The 18,272-nt window shown below is 69.4% G+C and carries 14 protein-coding genes; 7 read left to right on the forward strand and 7 right to left on the reverse strand.

Annotation, left to right across the window (positions count from 1 at the left end; translation table 11 throughout):
- The first annotated feature begins 69 nt into the window (after window positions 1-69).
- The 4 genes from eccCa (at window position 70) to ACGFRB_RS31060 (ending at window position 7,672) form a co-directional block, all read left to right on the forward strand.
- Entirely contained in the window at window positions 70-4,035 is a 3,966-nt protein-coding gene (gene eccCa / locus ACGFRB_RS31045) for a type VII secretion protein EccCa (protein WP_393247797.1), read from the forward strand.
- 159 nt (window positions 4,036-4,194) lie between these two features.
- A complete protein-coding gene (locus ACGFRB_RS31050; protein WP_363011942.1) occupies window positions 4,195-4,695 on the forward strand; it encodes a hypothetical protein in 501 nt (166 codons plus the stop codon).
- Between the two features lie 7 nt (window positions 4,696-4,702).
- The gene (locus tag ACGFRB_RS31055) at window positions 4,703-7,009 is read left to right on the forward strand and encodes a DUF6571 family protein (RefSeq protein ID WP_363011943.1); all 2,307 of its coding nucleotides are present in this window, start codon (window positions 4,703-4,705) and stop codon (window positions 7,007-7,009) included.
- Window positions 7,010-7,672 (forward strand): hypothetical protein, encoded by a 663-nt coding sequence (locus ACGFRB_RS31060; protein WP_393247799.1) that lies wholly within the window; start codon window positions 7,010-7,012, stop codon window positions 7,670-7,672.
- Between the two features lie 152 nt (window positions 7,673-7,824).
- Here ACGFRB_RS31060 and ACGFRB_RS31065 read toward each other — a convergent pair whose 3' ends face one another.
- The 7 genes from ACGFRB_RS31065 to eccB all read right to left on the reverse strand — a co-directional run bounded on the left by ACGFRB_RS31065 (window position 7,825) and on the right by eccB (window position 15,464).
- Window positions 7,825-8,121, reverse strand: a complete 297-nt coding sequence (locus ACGFRB_RS31065) for a WXG100 family type VII secretion target (protein WP_363011945.1) — start codon at window positions 8,119-8,121, stop codon at window positions 7,825-7,827.
- Window positions 8,122-8,180: 59 nt separating this feature from the next.
- Window positions 8,181-8,543: a WXG100 family type VII secretion target gene (locus ACGFRB_RS31070; RefSeq protein ID WP_361237395.1), complete on the reverse strand. Its 363-nt coding sequence runs from the start codon at window positions 8,541-8,543 to the stop codon at window positions 8,181-8,183.
- 151 nt (window positions 8,544-8,694) lie between these two features.
- Window positions 8,695-9,999 carry a S8 family serine peptidase gene (locus tag ACGFRB_RS31075; RefSeq protein WP_393247802.1) on the reverse strand — a complete coding sequence of 435 codons (1,305 nt, stop codon included), beginning with the start codon at window positions 9,997-9,999 and terminating at the stop codon, window positions 8,695-8,697.
- A 38-nt stretch (window positions 10,000-10,037) separates the two neighbouring features.
- Window positions 10,038-11,915, reverse strand: coding sequence for a hypothetical protein (locus ACGFRB_RS31080; RefSeq protein ID WP_393247804.1), 1,878 nt, complete (start codon window positions 11,913-11,915; stop codon window positions 10,038-10,040).
- A 6-nt stretch (window positions 11,916-11,921) separates the two neighbouring features.
- Window positions 11,922-12,374: a hypothetical protein gene (locus ACGFRB_RS31085; RefSeq protein WP_393247805.1), complete on the reverse strand. Its 453-nt coding sequence runs from the start codon at window positions 12,372-12,374 to the stop codon at window positions 11,922-11,924.
- A gap of 206 nt (window positions 12,375-12,580) precedes the next feature.
- Window positions 12,581-13,837 carry a type VII secretion-associated serine protease mycosin gene (mycP, locus tag ACGFRB_RS31090; RefSeq protein ID WP_393247807.1) on the reverse strand — a complete coding sequence of 419 codons (1,257 nt, stop codon included), beginning with the start codon at window positions 13,835-13,837 and terminating at the stop codon, window positions 12,581-12,583.
- A gap of 94 nt (window positions 13,838-13,931) precedes the next feature.
- Window positions 13,932-15,464: a type VII secretion protein EccB gene (gene eccB, locus ACGFRB_RS31095; RefSeq protein WP_363011950.1), complete on the reverse strand. Its 1,533-nt coding sequence runs from the start codon at window positions 15,462-15,464 to the stop codon at window positions 13,932-13,934.
- Between the two features lie 382 nt (window positions 15,465-15,846).
- Here eccB and eccE point away from each other — a divergent pair, with 382 nt between their 5' ends.
- The 3 genes from eccE to ACGFRB_RS31110 all read left to right on the forward strand — a co-directional run bounded on the left by eccE (window position 15,847) and on the right by ACGFRB_RS31110 (window position 18,128).
- Window positions 15,847-17,031 carry a type VII secretion protein EccE gene (eccE, locus tag ACGFRB_RS31100; RefSeq protein ID WP_393247846.1) on the forward strand — a complete coding sequence of 395 codons (1,185 nt, stop codon included), beginning with the start codon at window positions 15,847-15,849 and terminating at the stop codon, window positions 17,029-17,031.
- Window positions 17,031-17,765, forward strand: coding sequence for a hypothetical protein (locus tag ACGFRB_RS31105; protein WP_363011952.1), 735 nt, complete (start codon window positions 17,031-17,033; stop codon window positions 17,763-17,765). Before eccE ends, ACGFRB_RS31105 begins: the two co-directional genes overlap by 1 nt.
- 129 nt (window positions 17,766-17,894) lie before the next feature.
- On the forward strand, window positions 17,895-18,128 hold the full coding sequence (locus ACGFRB_RS31110; RefSeq protein ID WP_363011953.1) for a DUF397 domain-containing protein: 234 nt from the start codon (window positions 17,895-17,897) through the stop codon (window positions 18,126-18,128).
- Window positions 18,129-18,272 lie beyond the last annotated feature (144 nt).

Below are 18,272 nucleotides of genomic sequence, written 5' to 3' on the forward strand. Positions count from 1 at the left end.
ACGGATGGATGCCGTCGCCACGGGGGCGTCTCCAGGAACTTTCCGTCCGGCAACGGGAATTGGTGAGCTGTGAGCCAGATCGTCGTCAAGCGCCCACCCCGGGCCCTGCCGTCCGAAGTACCCGACGAGCAGGTGCAGTTGCAACCCCCTCCGGAGCTGCCCCGCGGACAGCAGGAGGGCGCCCTGATGCAGCTTCTGCCGATGCTCGGAATGGGCGGTTCGGTCGTCTTCTTCTTCATGACGCCGAACCCGATCATGCGCATCATGGGCATGGTGATGATCGCGTCGACGGTCGCGATGGCCATCTCGATGCTGGTCCGCTACCGGCGCGGCACCCAGGGGCAGCTCGCCGACATGCGGCGCGACTATCTGAAGTACCTGGCGCAGACCCGCCGTACGGTCTTGAAGACCGCTCATCTCCAGCGTGACGCGCAGTTCTATCTGCATCCCTCCCCCGAACAGCTGTGGGCGCTGGTCGCCGAGGGCAGCCGGATCTGGGAACGGCGCATCGGCGACGCCGACTTCGCCCAGGTTCGGGTCGGTCTCGGCAGCCAGCAGCTCGCCACTGCGCTCATCGCCCCCGAGACCGCGCCCGTGGACGAGCTGGAGCCGCTGACGGCGGGCGCCATGCAGCAGTTCCTCACCGCGCACGGCACCCTCGACGGTCTGCCGATGGCCGTGTCCCTGCGCGCCTTCTACCACCTCACCGTGAGCGGCGACCCGGACGCCGCTCGCGCGACGACCCGCGCCATGGTCGGCGGGCTCGCCGCCCTGCACTCCCCCGAGGACATGGTCATCGCCATCGCGACGGACGACGCCGCGGCCGCCTCGTGGGACTGGGCGAAGTGGCTGCCGCACGTCCAGGCGTCCGGCCCCGGCGACGGCGCGGGCAGCCGGCGGCTGATCACCACGGACGCGCGCGAACTCCAGGACATGATCGACGGCAGGCTGGAGGGGCGCCCCCGGTTCCAGGGCGTCAACCATCCGCTGCTCGATCACCCCCATCTCGTCGTGGTCCTCGACGGCCAGTCGATCCCGCCGGCCTCGCCCCTCGCCTCGCCGGAGGGCATCCAGGGCGTCACGGTCATCGAGGTCGTGGGCGGCCGGACGTCCGGGCCGCGCGGCGATCTGTCGGTGATCGTGGACGCCGACTCGCTGCGTCTGGAGTCCGGCCACGGGCATGTGTACGACGGCAGCCCCGACAGCCTGAGCCTGGACGCCGCCGAGGCGCTCGGCCGCCAGCTCGCGCCGCTGCGGGCCGCGGACGGCTCGGACGAGGACGAACCGCTGCTCGCCAACCTCGACTTCACCGATCTGCTGAACCTCGGCGACGCGGCGTCCGTCGACGTCAAGCGCACCTGGCGGCCCCGGTCCCGGTCGGAGCGGCTGCGCGTGCCGATCGGCGTGGGCGAGGACGGCGTCCCCGTGATGCTGGACCTCAAGGAGGCGGCGCAGGAGGGCATGGGCCCGCACGGTCTGTGCGTCGGCGCGACCGGTTCCGGCAAGTCGGAGCTGCTGCGCACGCTCGTCCTCGGTCTCGCGGTCACCCATTCCTCGGAGACCCTGAACTTCGTCCTCGCCGACTTCAAGGGCGGCGCGACGTTCGCGGGCATGTCCCAGATGCCGCACGTCGCCGCCGTCATCACCAACCTCGCGGACGACCTCACCCTCGTCGACCGCATGGGCGACTCCATCCGCGGCGAGCTGAACCGCCGCCAGGAGATGCTGCGCGACGCGGGCAACTACGCGAACATCACCGACTACGAGAAGGCGCGCGCGGCCGGCGCCGCGCTCCAGCCCATCCCGTCGCTCGTCCTCGTCATCGACGAGTTCAGCGAACTCCTCACCGCCAAACCGGACTTCATCGAGATGTTCGTGCAGATCGGCCGTATCGGCCGCTCGCTCGGCGTCCATCTGCTGCTGGCCTCGCAGCGCCTGGAGGAGGGCCGGCTGCGCGGACTGGAGACGTACCTCTCCTACCGGGTCGGTCTGCGGACCTTCTCGGCCGCCGAGTCCCGCGCGGCGATCGGCGTCCCCGACGCGTACTCGCTGCCGAACGTCCCCGGTTCGGGGTACCTGAAGTACGGCACCGACGAGATGGTGCGCTTCAAGGCCGCGTACGTCTCCGGGGTGTACCGCGGCAACCGGCACACGGCCGTCCCGGACGGGCCGCAGCCGGTGGACCGCCGGCCGGTGGTGTTCACCGCGGCGCCCGTGCCCGTGCGCTACCTGGAGCCGGACGCGCGGTCCGAGATCCCCGAGCCGCGCGCCGAGGACGACGCGCTGGCCGACTCGGTGCTCGACGTGATCGTGCGCCGGCTCGAAGGGCGGGGCGTGGAGGCACACCAGGTGTGGCTGCCGCCGCTGGACAACCCGCCGCCGCTCGACGCGATCCTGCCCGGCCTCGCCGGGGTGGAGGGCCGGGGCCTGACCCAGCCCGGGTACGAGGGGGCCGGCCGGCTGGTCGTCCCGCTGGGTGTCGTGGACAAGCCGTTCGAGCAGCGCCGTGACACGCTCTTCCGCGATTTCTCCGGAGCCGCGGGTCATATGCAGATCATCGGCGGTCCGCAGTCCGGCAAGTCCACGCTGATGCGGACCATCATCTCGGCGTTCGCGCTCACGCACACCCCGCACGAGGTGCAGTTCTACGGTCTCGACTTCGGCGGTGGCGGCATGGCCTCGCTCGCGGGGCTGCCGCACGTCGGCGGTGTCGCGTCCCGGCTGGACCCCGAGCGGGTGCGCCGTACGGTCGCCGAGGTCTACGGCATCCTGTCGCGGCGCGAGGAGTACTTCCGCAGCGCGGGCATCGACTCCATCGCGACCTTCCGCAGGCTGCGCGCCCGCGGCGACATCTCGGTCCAGGACCAGCCGTGGGGCGACGTCTTCCTGATGCTCGACGGCTGGGGCAACTTCCGTACCGAGTACGAGGGGCTGGAGGCGGCCGTCGTCGACATCGCCGCCCGCGGTCTCGGCTACGGCATCCATGTGGTCATCACGGCCTCCCGCTCCATGGAGGTGCGTGCCAATCTCAAGGACCACCTGATGAACCGGCTGGAGCTGCGGCTCGGCGACACCATGGACTCCGAGCTGGACCGCAAGATCGCCGTCAACGTGCCGACCGGCGTCCCCGGCCGCGGTCTGACCCCCGAGAAGCTGCACTTCATGGCGGCCGTCCCGCGGATCGACGGCATCACCTCCGACAGCGACCTGTCCGAGGCGACCGCGGCCATGACACAGGAGGTCACCCGTCACTGGACGGCGCCCGGGGCCCCCGAGGTCCGGCTGCTGCCGCGCGAACTGCCCGCGCACGAGCTGCCCGCGGGGCACGCGGAGCCGCGGCGCGGCGTCGCGTTCGCCATCGACGAGAACAACCTGGAACCGGTCTTCGTCAACTTCGAGCGCGATCCCTTCTTCCTGGTGTTCGGCGACAGCGAGTCGGGCAAGTCGAACATGCTGCGGCTGCTCATCAAGCAGATCACGGAGCGGTACGACGGCAGCACGGCGAAGTTCTTCGTCATCGACAACCGCCGCGCGCTGCTCGACGTCACCCCGGCGAGCCATCTCGCGGAGTACGTGCCCATGTCGAACAACATGGAGCACCACGTCGACGCGCTCGCCGACCTGATGCGGCGCCGTACCCCGTCGGCGGACGTCACGGCGCAGCAGCTGCGCGATCGCAGCTGGTGGCAGGGGCCCAACCTGTTCGTGGTCGTCGACGACTACGACCTGGTCTCCACCTCCAGCGGCAACCCGCTGTCGAAGCTGACGGAACTGCTGCCGTTCGCGCGGGACGTCGGTGTCCGCTTCATCATCGCGCGCAGCGCGGCGGGGGCGAGCCGGGCCTCGTACGAGTCCTTCATGCAGCGAATGATGGAGCTGGGCGCCCAGGGTGTCCTGCTCTCCGGCGACCCGCAGGAGGGCGACGTCCTCGGCGGCGTCCGCATGCGGCCGATGCCGCCGGGCCGGGGCATCTACGTGTCGCGCCAGCGTGGCAACCCGCTGGTGCAGACGGGTCTGATGCCGGCCGACCAGTAGCGCCTCGCGGCGCCCCGTGGCGAGCTATGGCGACCCGTGGCGAGCCGTGGAGGGGGCTCCTGGGGCGGGGGAAGCGAGAGAGCAGGAAGTCCGCGCGCCGGCGTCACGGCCGGCGCGGGTACACCGACGACGCGACGACAGCGGGATGGAGGTCCCCGGATGGCCTGGGACGAGTGGGAGCAACTGAAGAACTCGGCGGCCGAGAAGGAATCGGCTCGCATGCAACTGAACGGGCTGCCGCCGGAGGACCGGCCCAACGCCGGCAGTGCTTCGGGGGGATTCCTCAAGGTCACGCAGCAGGATCTGGCGGCGATCGGCGACGAGGCGTTCAAGCTCTACAACCGGCTGTGGACGGAAGCGCGTGTCACCAGCACCGACTCTGCCGGTTCCAGCCTCACCGGCCAGGGCTTCGACCTCGGCTCCGCTCTGTCGCACGTCTCGACCCGTTGGGACAAGCAGCTGGGTTCGCTGATGGATGCCTGCGCGCTCATCTCCAACCACATGGACTTCACGGAGAAGGCGCATCAGGGCGACGAGATCTTCATCGAGCGCCATGTGAGCAGCATCCAGGCCCTGGACGCCGGATTCGACGAGGACTGGGCCGAAAAGGGAAAGAAGAATCCGATCTACGGCGAGAAGCCCAAGAAGGACAAGGACTGACCCACCCATGGACTTCGAAGCCCTTCACTCGGCCAACTTCTCCCAGCTCGACACCACCATCGGTGACTGGACGAGCATGATCACCAAACTGGAGTCACTGAAGACCGCCGCCGACGACGGACTCCACAAGAAGGCCCTCCATGCCGACTGGGCCGGCGACAACGCTGTGATCTCCCGCGCGTTCGTCGGCAAGACCGCGGGCGAGTTCGGAGACGCCGTCATCCAGGCGACCTCGATCCGCAACATCATGCGCGACACCTGCGACGAGCTGAAGACACAGCAGCGCCTCCTCAAAGAGGCCATATCCAACGGCCAGGGAAAGAACCTCTCGGTCAGCCGGAACGGCGGCGGATTCATCGTCCGGGAGAACCCCGACAAGAAGGCCCCCCACGGCCAGTCGGACGTCGACGCGCTGCGCGACGAACTCCAGGGCATCCTCGACAAGGCCACCGAGATCGACAAGTCCGGCTCCGCGTCCCTCAAGGCGCTGTCCGACCTCACCGACTACGGCTTCTCCGACAAGGCGTACAAAGACCGCGACCAAGCCGCCGACGCCCTCAAGGAAGCCGACCGGCTCGCCGCCATCGCCAAGAAAAAGCCCGAGGACCTCACCCCCGCCGACTTCGACGCACTCAACGCGGGCCTCGGCAAATACTCCGACGACCCGCTCTTCGCCGAACGCTTCGCCACCACCGTCGGCCCCAAGGGCACCCTCGACCTCTGGGCCGGCCTCAACGACCCCCACCAGGCATGGAAGGTGGGTCACGAGCGCGTCGACAAGTACGGCGAGCTCCAGAAGCACCTCGGCCTGACCCTCGCCACGGCCACGCAGGTGGACACCCCCGAGATGTCGCGCTGGAAGTACGACATGGTCAACCTCGGTGACCAGCCCCTGTCCAAGTACAGCCCCACCATGGGCTTCCAGGTCATGAGCAACCTGATGCGCGCCGGGGACTTCGACGACCGCTTCCTGACGGACTACGGACGCAAGCTCATCGAGACCGAGAAGAAGCTCACTGGCAACGGCCGCCACGTACCCATGGCCTGGCAGCACATGGGCATGGATCCGCTGCTCAACCGCTCCGGCTCGGATTCCGGCTCCGACCCGCTGACCGGCTATCTCAAGGCCCTGGCGAACAGCCCCGCTGCCGCGACCGAGTTTTTCAGCGATGACTTCGTCACGAAAGACGAGGACCACGACTTCAAAGAGGACGCCGACGGCAACGGCAAGAAGGAGAAGCGAGCGCTGACCAACTTCGACTACCTCTTCGAGGAGCGCGACTGGCCCCAGGAAATGGACGACAAGGGCAAGGACAGCATCGAGGGCCGCAACAACCTCGCCCAGGCCTTGGAAGCAGCCACCACCGGCCACCCCGCGGGCGAACTCCCGACGCAGGACACGCCCCCGCACAACGCCCGGCAGGCCGCGTTGATGACGAGCCTGGTCGAGTCGATCTCGGACGACAACGAACGTCTGACCAAGCACGGTTACATGTCGGACAGCATCGGCCAGATCGCCTCCGAGTACCTGCCGGACATCAACCGGGCCACCACGGACATCCCTCCCACGGACGAAAATTCCACCCAATCCGAGAAAGAGGCTCGCGCGAGGATCGAGAGGCTGTTCCCCGTGGCCGGCACGGAAGCAGTGATGGACCACCGGCATGTCTCCCGCTTCCTGCTCACCGTAGGCCAGGACCCGGAGGGCTACGCGGCGATCGAAGTGCGCCAGAAGGAGTACATGGCGAACCTCATGGACCACCATCTCCATCCGGATCTTCCGGCGAACCAGCGTTACAGCGACAACCATCAATTGGTCGTCAGCGAAATCAGCCACGCCGCGGGGGAAGTGTCAGGGACGCTCAACGTGGGCCGGCAGGAGGCCGTGGCCGGGCCCGCGGAGGAAGAGGACAAGAAGTACGAGCAATCCGTCGCCCAGTGGAAGAACGCGGTCTCGGGTGGTGTCGGCCTCGGAATCGGTGTGGGGGTCTCCTTCATCGCGAGTCCGGTCGCCGGTGCCGCCGTGAGCGGGGGCGCTTCCACGGTGAGCAGCCTGATCCTCGAGGGCCTCTTCCAGGACGCCGAAGGCCACGCGAAGGACGACGCTGGGCCGAAGATGGGCGAGAAATGGGAGAACGGCCTGGAAAGCAACATCAAATACTCCCAAAGCGCCGCTTCGGAGGCCGCCAGGACGCACAAGCTGGCGGATGCCGATGACATCGCCGAGTGGGCTCGTACGGGAGCGCGCGAGGGCTACCAGCAGGGAGGAACCTTCTCAGGCCGCGTGGCACCGGATCTACTGACGGACATCTGAATGCACGGGATCACCTTGAAGAGCCGCCGAACACCTGGCCCCGACACCGCCAGGCCCATGCGTCCATACGATGATCACGACTACACCGTGCCCAGCGCGTCGATACATGCCGCGAGGACGGGGAAAGTTGCCGCCGGCCTGGGAGTGGTGCTCGTACTCACCACCTCGTGCGCGTCGCCGGCCCGCGAGTACGCCGTCCCGACGGATCTCTGCGGGGTGAAGATCGCGCCCGAGGTACTGGCACCCGCCCTTCCCGCCGGCAAGGAGATCAGCGCCCATCCCCGGAACGCGCAGGATGTCGGCATCGTGCGGTGCAGGCTCCACGTCGACGGGGAGTCCGTGTTCTCCGCCAGCATCGAGCGGTGGGAGAAGGACACCTCCGCCGTCGATGTCGCGGTCACGGCACTGAACGTCGATCCGGGCGACACCCAGAGCGCGGACCACCGCTTCGTCTATTCCACGAAGGGAGCAGTAGGCCGCGTCGATTGCCCCGCTCCCACCACGGGAGCACTAGCGGGAGCGACCGTGTGGGCGTCGGTCAGGGTGACACGGGACGGCATAAGCGGTGAGCAGATGAAGGATCTCATCACCGCGTACGCCGCCGCCGTCAGCGCCTCCGGCCGATGCGGCGAGGTGCTGGTGAAGCCAAGCGACCTGCGCTGACCGCGGACGGGGCGGGCAAAGCACAGGGCGGGCTGCCGGAAGGAGCCCGCCCTGTGCTTTGCCCGGCCGCGCGTGTCGCGGGGCCGGGTGGGACAACGGACGGAGTGGGCGCCTCCCGCGCGCGCCCACCCCTCGTGCTGTCCGGCCTCGGCTTAGAAGAAGCCCGCGGCCCTCTTGTCACCGGCCTGGTAGGTCGGGCCGGCCTGGCGGACGGCCGACGAGATGCCCTGCAGCGCGGCGTGGATCGCGCGGGTCTCGTTGTCCCACTTGGCGTGCGCGGCGTCGGCGGCGGCCTTCGCCTCACCCTCCCAGGTGTTGGAGACCGAGCGGATCTTGGTCTGGATCGCCTCCAGCGCCTGGTCGAGGCGGTTCGCCTGCGTGTCGATCGTGTTCGCGGCGTCTTCGAGCGAGGCGTACGTGACAAGCATGACGCCGTCGTTGGCGGCCATGGTCCCTCCGGGTGTCAGTGGTGTGTTCGGGTTCGACTGGTGCGGGTTTCGACGCGAAGTCAGAGACCGGCGATGTTCGACGTGGCCCTGGTCTCGGCGGCGGCGTCACCGGAGAACCCCGCGGTCACGTCGACGCCGCGCAGGGCCGCCTCGGCCTGGTCGTCGCTGTCGCCGGAGCTCGTCCGGGTGACCTGGATGGCCTCCTGGAAGTTGAGCAGCAGCTTGGCGATGCGCACCATGCCCTGGTTGATCTCGTTCTGCTTGACGTCGAAGGCGCCGGCGCCGATGCCCTTCCAGCGACCCTCGAGGCTGTCGATCACGCCCTGGAGCGACTTCAGCTGCGCCTTGACGTCGTCGAAGTTTTCGGTGATCTGGTCCTGGAATTCCTTGAGACTCTGATCGCCAACCTTCAAGACGGACATGTGTCGTTCTCCCTTTCCCGGTTCTCATTGAGACCGCGTCCACGGTTCACGCGCACGCGGGTTGGTTGGTCTTGGGGCCCGATTCCGATCCGGCCGGTCGGACGGGCGGCTGGGGTGGGCTGCTCTGGGGCCGGTGGCTCTGCGGCTGCTGTCAGGCGGTTCGTCGCCGGCGCGCGACGACGAACGCCGCACCGGCGCCGACCACCACCACGGCCGCGGCACCACCGATGACGAGCCCCCACGGAGTGCCCTCGTCCGCGCTCCCGCCCGAGCCTGCCAGAGCGGGCGCGGCGGAGGAGTCGGCCGAAGGTGCTTGTGACGAACCTGGTGCAGAGGGCTTGGCCGACGCCGTGGACGAGCCGGGCGCGGTGCTGGAACCGTCCGCATCGGATGTGCCGGACGCGCCGGAACCGGCCGACTTCCCGCCGACCTTGGTGTTGGTCAGGGGGCTGACGTCGGGGTCGCCCGGCTTGCCGATGCCACGGGTGATGGCGGCGTTGGGGCGGACGATTCCGTAGCCGAGGTAGGTGCTGACGCTGCCGGGCTCCCAGTCGTCGCCGCGGGCGGCGGACTCGAACATGACCCGGAGCACCTGGTTCCCGGTCCAGTCGGGGTGCGCGGACCAGATCAGGGCGGCGGAGGCAGAGGCGATGGCGGAGGCGGCGCTGGTGCCACCGTCACCGCCACAGTACTGGGTGAATTTCGCGTCGCACCAGCCCGGAATATCACTGCCCGGGGCGGCTAGATCTACAAATTTGCCATGCTGAGAGTATCCGGAAACCTTGCCGTTGCGATCGGTCGAGGCAACAGCAATCGCCTCGGGATAAGCGGCCGGATAACTGTCCTGACTATTCCCCTTCTTTGCATCGTTACCCGCCGATGCAAAGAACAGCTTGCCCTTCGACTGAGCGTACTTGATAGCCTCTCGCTCGTCAGTCGAGTAATAACTGTTACCGAACGACGCGTTGATGATCTGAGCATCGCTGTCCGCAGCAGCTTTGATCGCCTCCTTCACGTCAAAGGCGTTGGTCTTCTCCTTGTTCTGCAACTCTGTATAGGCAATTCGATAGGGGACGACCTTGGCTCCAGGTGCCAGCCCCTTGAGACCACCACCGGAGCCCGTACCGACAATGAGCTCGGCGATTGTCGTCCCGTGACCGTCGTAGTCGTCGGTCTCGTCGCCCTTTGCTTCAGAGTTGTCCATTCCCTTCAGAATCTGCCCTCTGAGGGTTGGAGTGGATGAGTTGACCCCGGAGTCAATGACGGCGATCTTGATACCTTCACCTGTCGAGGTCTTCCAGATCTCCTCGGCGTGCATGGCGTCCAAGTACCACTGCTGCGACTGAATATCGGCGGCAACTGCCACCGGGGCGGTGCCGATGAAACCAGCTGTCAGCACCGCCGTCGCAGCCATCGTGCCGAGGAAACCTCGCCGAAGCCTGCGACCCTCGATCATTCCTGCCGTCATCCTGACTTTCCGAGCCTTCCCAGTGGTTAGTCGATCACCGGCGGCACGGCACCGCGCCGACGGTTCGCCCATGTCTCTTCGTCTTCAGTCAGGTAGTCGGGACGCGTTGAGCCCTCACGGTCCTGCTCGTCCCGGGCCGGGCGCTGGTTCCCCCGGCCGCCTCCCATGGGCGTGCCCGAACCACGGGTTGCACTGGTCCCGCCTCCACTGCGGGGAGTGCCGACAACACCGTTCGCGCTGGGAGTACCTCGCCCGGTCGGACGCGCCGACTGGTTACCGGAGTTCGCACCCACGACACCCGCCTGGCTGGGCCGCCCCGCCGATGCCCGGCCTGCGGCCGGTCCCTCGCCGCCGACGACTGTGCCCTTGGGGATGCGCGAGCCGGCGTGCCCACTCTGAGACCTCTGCTGCGTGCCGCCGACGATGGGGTTGGAGCGGCCGCTGCCAGGGCTGGCGCTCGCACGCCCGGTGGCGGGCTGTCCCGGCCCACCGGGACGGCCGACGACCGGGGACTGGCCACGCGACCCTCCAGGTGTCTGGCGCTGCGCTCCCGGTCCACCGGAACGGCCCATCTGCGGAGTCGAACGCCCGGCCTGCGTGCCTTGGGAGGGAGACGCGGGTCCACCCGAACGTCCCATAGGCCCGCCCGCACGGCCCATCTGGGGAGTGGAACGCCCGCCCTGCCCGCCCTGGGCGGCGGCCGACGGCCCGCCCGTCTTTCCTGTCGGGCCACCCGAGCGCCCCATGGCCGGAGAACTCGTCGGCCCTCCCGAACGGCCCACCACGGTCGGGCCACCCTTAGTGCGCGGAACACCCGGCGCACCGGTGCCCCACGGTCCTCCCGCACGCGGAGGGGTGCCAAGCCCGACCGTGGGGGGATATCCGGGAGGCGTCTGCCCGGGGTTGCCCTGAGGCACGGTCGGCGTCGGTGTATTGGGCGTGACCGTCGGCGGGGCAGGCGGCGCGACCGTATCGATCTGGACTTGGATCTGATGCTCTTGGCTCGGCATGGGCCGCTCAGAACCCACCACACGGTTGGTATCGGTCCCGTCGAGTCCTTCCGCTCGGGACACGGCCTCATACGCGCGCACGTTGCTGTCGCTGACGTGACCGGAGGACTCTCTTGCCAGAGAGCCATGGGACACCCCGGGCTTGAAATCGCCCCGCGAGTCCTCTCCGTCCCTCGGCGGCGGAACCGCCGCCCCGTACGTCTTCGGCGGCTTCGGCATGACCTGCGCAGCCAACGTCCCCTGGGACACCGCATAGAACGATGCCAGACGGTTCATCTGGTTGATGGCTTCCTGCCGGTCCTTCTCGACCTGCAGCGCCTTTTGATAGTCCGGGTTGTCCTGGGTCTTCTCCGCCGCGTGGAAGTCCTCGGGCTTCTTCTGAACCAGTCGACTGTCCCGCGGAGGCTTGGCGCTGCGCACCGAAGTCAGTCCGGTGGCCGCCTCCTTCATCTGGGCGCCGGCCGCGTTGGAGACCCTGCCGATGGCCCAGGCGTAGCTCACGACCTCGGAGCCGTAGCGCTGGAACTCCGTGGCGGCCTCACTGTCCCAGTCCGTCCTTCTGACGCACTCATCGAGCTCCTCCGCCGCCTTGTTGAGGGCGATTGTCGCCTCCTTCAGCGCGTCACCGGCGTCGGACAGATCGGCCGGGTTGGCGCTGTCCAGGAAGTCGAGCATCGCGTTGAGCCGATGATGATCGAACGCGGTCTTGCCGAAGACGCTTCCGGAGTGGCCCAGCCCGAAGACGCCGCCGAGGACGTCGTTGAACCGCTCCATCGCATCGGTGGCGGCGAACTTGCCCTTGATGAGGACCTGGTCCTCTTGCTGGGCCTGTTCCTGCTCCTGCGTGCGCTGCGTCGGATCCGGGTAGGACTTCGGCTGCTTCGTGTCACCCATTGGTCATCACCCCAGGTCCGTCTTGCCAGTGTCGGCTCCATCATGGCGAGGCGGCGCCGGCTGAGCGGGATCGTTGCTCCGCGCGCGCTCCTCGCGCTCGATGGCCTCGTCACGCTCGCGGTCGAGCCGGGCGCGGATCTCGTAGAACCGACGGCGCTGCTCGTTGTCCACGTTGTCGTAGCCCACGTCAGCCGCGTGAACCCCGATCAACAGCAGTTCGATCTGCCCGCTGAGCGACTTCGACAGCGAGACCAGGGACTTGTGGACGCGGTTGTACTCCGCGTAAAAGCCCTCCGCCTCGGCGAAGGGGATTCCGGTGCCGAACGACGCGCGCGTCACCCGTTCCATGCCCACTTTCCCGGCGCCGGCGTTGCCGCCCTCCAGGTCCGCGATGATGCCGTCGACCCGGTCGCGGAACTTCTTCAGCGCGCCGACGCCGACCTTCAGGTCACTCCCCACAGCGGCCCCCCACACCCTTCGCCTCGTACACGAGCCAATCCTCCCCGTTCACTACCGCTGTCCTACTTTGCGATCGTGGCGACTCGCCATCCACGAATTGCATCGCGTACCACTGTAATCATCGGGACTGACACCCCCAAGTCTCTTCTTCGTCACGAGACTTCTACAGTTCGACGTACATGCGTCGTGTGCGGCCGCAATCTTCGCTACACCGCCTTCGCCCCGCGTCGGTTCCTGCGCTGGGAGTCCCGTATCGCCACCGCGCAGCCCGCGATGGCCGCCACCAGGACTCCGCCGCCCACCACCACATAGGTCGCCAGCCGGGCCGACCGCTGGTCCGGGGTCTCGCCCAGGTGGACGGCGGCGGGGGCCGGGGCCTCGGCGTGGGTGACGCCCTCGCGGGCGACCGGGCGCTCGATGGGCTTGTCGTCCTCGGTCAGGGCCCGGACCGGGTCGACCACGCCCCAGCCCACACGGCTGTCGTGGCCCGCGACGGAGCGTTCGGCGGTCTGTTCGATCTGGGCGACGATCTGGGCCTGCGTCCACTTGGGGTGCTTGGCCTTGACGAGGGCCGCGAGGCCGGCGACGTACGGGGCGGAGAAGCTGGTGCCGTTGTCGGCGCAGTGGCCACCGCCGGGGACCGTGGAGATCATGTCGACGCCGGGCGCGGCCACGCCCACGAAGTCGCCGGACTGGGAGAACGCCGCGCGTTCGTTGTTGCGGTCGGAGGCGGCGACGGCCAGGACGCCCTCGTAGGAGGCGGGGTACGTGGGCTTGACGTTGCCGCCGAGGCCGTCGTTGCCCGCCGAGGCGACGACCACGATTTCCTTCTCCAGGGCCTTGTCGACGGCCTGCTGGAGCAGCGGGGTCGGCTTGACGGCGTTGGCCGTGTCCTGGGAGATGTTGATGACGTTCGCGTTCTTGGCGATGGCGTACTGGATCGCGGCGGCCAGCGTCTCCGCCGTGCCGCGGCCCTCGGCGTCGTTCTGCTGGATGGGGATGATCGTGGCGTCCGGCGCCAGTCCCACGAATCCGCTGCCCTTGGCGGGGCGGGCGGCGATGATGCCGGCGACCTTGGTGCCGTGGCCGACGGTGTCGGTGGTGCCGTTCTCCTTGCCGCGTTCGAGCTTGTTGCCGTTGGCGTCCTTGGCGTCCTTCGGAATGAGGTTCACCCCGCTCCCCGCGTCGACGGCCTTGGTCAGCTGCGGGTTCTTCACGTCGACGCCCGTGTCGATGACGGCGACGCGGACGCCCTTGCCGGTGGACTGCGACCACAGCTGGTCCAGCAGCACGCGTTGCAGGGACCAGGGGCGGCCCTCGTACTTCTTCCCGGGGAAGGTGCACTGGGTGCTGTCCTCGGCCGTCGCCACCGGCGCCGTGGCCAGGGGCAGTCCGACGGCACAGAGCAAAATCGCGGCGGACACGGCGAACAGGCGCCGGGAAGAACGGGTGGGGCGGGTCATCGTCGTCGTCCTTGCCTTCGTCCTTGTCCCTGGCCTCGTTCTCGTTCTCTTCCTCGCCGTTCACCCGGCGCCGGCTTCGCCCCCGACGTCGCCCTCACGAGCCCTGCGGCTGGCGCGCGGCACCGGTGGACAGGCGCGGGCCCGTGGGCAGGAAGGTCGACCACTCGGCGGGGATGGGCGTCGGGTCGACGTTCTTGTACCCGAGGCGGCTCTGGGCCTGCTGGGCTTCCTGCTCCCGTTGCTGCTTCTCCTCGGCCGAGCCGGTGGAGCCGATGCCCGCGTCGTCGCCGGTGGCCGTGTCGCCGTTGGACTGCATCGCGTAGCGCAGTCCGGTGTCGGTGACGAGGAAGAGGAAGCCGGTGGTGGTCGTGGAGCCCTTGAACTGACGGAAGAGCTGGCCCGATCCGGGGGTGACGTACGCGCTGCTGGAGCCGGTCGGCAGGGTGGCGGGGAAGTCCTTGCCCGCCCAGGTGCTCAGGGTCGTCGCCCCGTTGTCCCCGTCCACCTTGCGCAGCACGTTGCAGACGGTGTTCCTGCGGCCCGCGCCGATGCCCGCCTCGTTGACGGGTACGGGCTCGGCGCTCGGCCACTTCTTGTCCTGGCCGAAGGCCTGGCCGGGCTGGAAGGCGCCGCCGCTGACCGGGGTCGCCTGGCCTGCCTGGCCGAGGTCGACGAGCTGGCGGCTGTTGAGGAGCAGCTTGGCCGTGAAGTCGGTGACGGGGGCGACCCGGTCCTTCAGGACGACGTACATCTGCTTGCGGGTGCCGTCCGTCGCGGACAGCACCATCCCGACCTTGCCGACTCCGTCGGGCAGGCCGCCGACGTCGGCGGCGGCGCCCGCCTGGCCAGGGAGGGTGGGGAAGGAGATGGCGTCGCCCTTGTGGAGGGTGCTCAGCCACGCGGTGGAGACGCGCTGGGCGGCGCGGCCTTGGCCGACGAGCTGCCGCAGGAGCAGTTCGTCCTTCTCGACGGGGTACGCGGTGCCCTTGGCGTCGACGACGTAACGCTGGGCCTCAGGGCCGGGGCCCTCGACGTAGAGCAGTTCGCCGCCGGTCAGGCGCTCGGAGCCGTCGGTCTTGCCCTCCTCGCGCTGGGCGAGGACGAACGCCGCCTTCTGGATCGCACGGCCGCCCTCGCCCGGCCGCTCGCACACGGCCCAGCGCTTGGCTCCGCCGGCTTCCTTCTCGTCGGGGAGACGGTCGGGGGCGTAGGGGATGCCGAGGGTGGCGCCGTGCGGGATCCTGCCGTCGTCGAGGGCGGATTCGTCGACGTTGATGACCTTGCCCTTGGACGGGTCGAGGAGCAGCTTGGCGGAGGACATGTTGAGGACGGGGTGGAGCTGGACCTTGTCGCCGGTCTTGAGGACGACATAACGGGTGGTCGACTTGCTCGCGATGATGACGTTCTCGTTCGGGGTGTCCCAGCCCTTGGGAGCCACGGGCTTGAACATGCCCCACGCACCGAAGACCGCCAGGATCACCACACCGACGATGGCCCCCGGAGCGACCGCGCGCAGCGGGCGCGGGGCGCCCTCCTCCGAGCCCGTCGGGTTCGGCTGAACGAACTGTGCGATCAGTCTCCGCTTCGCGAAGGTGTAGGCGTTCAGTTCATCGCGTCGTGATGCCATCTGATTCGTCGTCCCTCTCCCCGTCGGGCGACCAGGTTCCCACATCGGGCAGGCCGCTCAGTCGCCCCGCCGACCCCTACTATGCCTGGCAGCACTTGCGTCTCACCGCTCAGGTAGGGTGATCGCCCGGTCAACGCCCATGGGAAATCGGCTATTACGGACACGAGGGGGCAACGCGGCGATGAGTACGACGACGCGTGCGCGAAGCGGGCGGCGGACCACCGGCCGGGAGCCGGAATCTTCCCGACGGCAACGCAGCAATGAAACGCGCGGCGGACGTCGCCGCGAGTCCCGATCGGAGGCGGCGTCGGGGGCAACGACGGCCGCTCCCCCGGCCGTTCCCGCGACCACGACGCTGCGCCCGCTGTCGCGTACCAGCCGGATCGGACCGGTCCAGCTGCGTCAACTGGTGCTCGTGGAGGCGGCACTCGCGCTGGTGGCGGTCGGATTCGCGCTGGGCGGGCTCTGGTTGGTGCCCGCGTGCGCCGTGGCGGCCGTCCTTCTCGTCCTGACTGTGATCCGGCGCCGGGGCCAGGCCGTGCAGGAATGGCTGTCGACCGCGGCCGGGCTGCGCTCGCGCCGGCGCAACACCGCGCCGGCCGCGCCCGATTCGGACCCCGCACTCGTTCCGGTGACCGAGAACGTACGGGGCTTCGGCGCCTCGCCGTACGTCGACCGTGACCATCGCACCGTCGGCATGCTGGGCGACGGCTCCTTCCTGACCGCCGTGCTGCGTGTCGAGGCGAGCGGTTCGGCGCTGCGGCCGGTCTTCGGCGCCCGCGCGTTCCCTCTCGCGCTGCTGGGTGACGCGCTGGAAGTCGACGGCATCGTGGCCGAGTCGGTGCAGTTGCTCCAGCAGGTCCACGCGGCTCCGGCGCCGCATCTTCCCCGCGAGGCCGTGGCCCGGCTCGCGTACACGCCGTTGCAGGAGAAGACGGGGGCGCCCGCCCTGCGGCTGACCTGGGTGGCCGTGAAGCTGGACCCCGAGCTGTGCCGGGAGGCGGTGGCGGCCCGCGGCGGCGGCCTCGAAGGCGCGCAGCGCTGTCTGGTCCGGCTCGCGGACCATCTGGCCAGCCGTATCACCGGTGCCGGTTTCCAGGCCGTCGTCCTCGACCAGGAGGAGCTGAACGCGACCATCGCGACAGCCGCGTGCACCAGTCCGCACGCCGCGGCGCGGGCGGGCCGGCCGGGCGCGGCGCCGCAGCGGCGGACGGCCGAGACCGCGCGGGTGTGGCGGTGCGACGACCGCTGGCACACCACGTACGCGGTCGGCCGCTGGCCGGAGCTCGGGCGGGGCGCGACGCCGCTGCCCCGTCTCGTCTCGCTGCTGACCTCGGTGCCCGCGTACGCCACGACGTTCAGCGTCACCGTCCGGCGTGGCAAGCGGCACGGGGACATGGAGGTCGCCGGCCACGTACGGATCACGGGCGGCTCCGACAATGAACTGGTCCGGGTGCGCCGGACCCTGGAGCAGGCGGCGCGGACCGCGAAGGTCGGTCTGCTGCGGCTGGACCGTGAGCAGTTGCCCGGCCTCCTCGCGACGATGCCGCTGGGTGGTGCTCGCTGATGGGGCTGCCGGGGTTGACGGGACGGGGTGGAGCGGTGAAGGGACTGCGCGGTCTGATCGGCCCGCGGCACGCGGGGCACAGCATGCCCGCGGACCATCTCGGGGCGCTGTCCCTGCCCGTCGGCGACGACGGTGTGGTCATCGGGGAGGACGCCGAGGGGCGGCCGCAGCTGGTGGGCTTCCACCGCTCGACGCCGTACGACGTGCTGCTCATCGGCGGTCTGTGGACGGCGCAGGTGCTGGCGCTGCGCGCGGCCGGCACCGGGGCCCGGGTCGTGGTGGAGACCGGCCGGCCGCGCGAGTGGGTCCGTCTCGCCCAGGCGGCGGGCGCGGGTCTGGAGTGCATGACGCTGCACGACGTGGGGCGGGTGCCGCCGCTGGGCGCGACCGTCGGCAGTCCGGTCGTCGTGGTGCGGGACTGTGGCATGCGGCCGCCGCGCGGGCGGGTCGTCTCGTCGCCGTGGCAGTCCGTCCTGACGCTGCTGCCGTATCTGAGCCCGGTGGCGCCGCGGTTGATGCGCGCCGCGACGCTCGTCGGGGTGCAGCGGGTCTCGCCGCAGGAGGCGCGGCAGACGGGTCGGATCCTGGGGCTCGCCCAGAGCGAGGTCGACGCCCTGCCGACGCTCGCGGACGGGGTGACGCTGTGGTGCGGCGGCGGTGAGCGGCACTGGGTGATGACGACGGCCATGGACGCGGAGACGGGGCTGCTCGGCACGGCCCGCCGGATGGACTGAGCGGTCGAACGGGTCCACGCGGGCCCGGCGATCCGCCTAGTATCCGTACGGTGACCCAGAGCGATCTCCAACAGCTCGGCGGCACGGGATACTTGGGCCACCCTCCGGTCGTAAGCGAAAGGAACCACCATGGGCAGCGCACAGGAAAAGGACGAGCTGTACGCCCTCGACATCTCGGATGTCGAGTGGCACGGCGCTCCCGGCACGAGCCCGGACGAGGAGCGGGTCGAGATCGCCCATCTGCCGGGCGGCGCGGTCGCGATGCGCTCCTCGCTGGACCCGGACACCGTGCTGCGGTACACCGAGGCGGAGTGGACGGCGTTCGTACTCGGCGCGCGGGACGGCGAGTTCGACCTGCGCTGAGTCCCGCCCCGGACGGCGTACGCACCGGCCTATCGCGGCCGATGCCGGACCGGCGGTCGCTCTCCGAACGGGGAGCGACCGCCGGTTCGTCATGAGCGGGCGCCGCACGGACGTATGGGCATATGGACAAACGAAGGTGTGGAA

Origin of the sequence: Streptomyces sp. NPDC048718, from assembly GCF_043198875.1 — a bacterium.
Lineage (GTDB): Bacteria > Actinomycetota > Actinomycetes > Streptomycetales > Streptomycetaceae > Streptomyces.

Coding starts and splice junctions, on each gene's coding strand:
- ACGFRB_RS31050 (WP_363011942.1), top strand. CDS start 4,195: ATGGCCTGGGACGAGTGGGAGCAACTGAAGAACTCGGCGGCCGAGAAG.
- ACGFRB_RS31055 (WP_363011943.1), top strand. CDS start 4,703: ATGGACTTCGAAGCCCTTCACTCGGCCAACTTCTCCCAGCTCGACACC.
- ACGFRB_RS31060 (WP_393247799.1), top strand. CDS start 7,010: ATGCACGGGATCACCTTGAAGAGCCGCCGAACACCTGGCCCCGACACC.
- ACGFRB_RS31065 (WP_363011945.1), bottom strand. CDS start 8,121: ATGGCCGCCAACGACGGCGTCATGCTTGTCACGTACGCCTCGCTCGAA.
- ACGFRB_RS31070 (WP_361237395.1), bottom strand. CDS start 8,543: ATGTCCGTCTTGAAGGTTGGCGATCAGAGTCTCAAGGAATTCCAGGAC.
- ACGFRB_RS31075 (WP_393247802.1), bottom strand. CDS start 9,999: ATGATCGAGGGTCGCAGGCTTCGGCGAGGTTTCCTCGGCACGATGGCT.
- ACGFRB_RS31080 (WP_393247804.1), bottom strand. CDS start 11,915: ATGGGTGACACGAAGCAGCCGAAGTCCTACCCGGATCCGACGCAGCGC.
- mycP (WP_393247807.1), bottom strand. CDS start 13,837: ATGACCCGCCCCACCCGTTCTTCCCGGCGCCTGTTCGCCGTGTCCGCC.
- eccB (WP_363011950.1), bottom strand. CDS start 15,464: ATGGCATCACGACGCGATGAACTGAACGCCTACACCTTCGCGAAGCGG.
- ACGFRB_RS31105 (WP_363011952.1), top strand. CDS start 17,031: ATGGGGCTGCCGGGGTTGACGGGACGGGGTGGAGCGGTGAAGGGACTG.
- ACGFRB_RS31110 (WP_363011953.1), top strand. CDS start 17,895: ATGGGCAGCGCACAGGAAAAGGACGAGCTGTACGCCCTCGACATCTCG.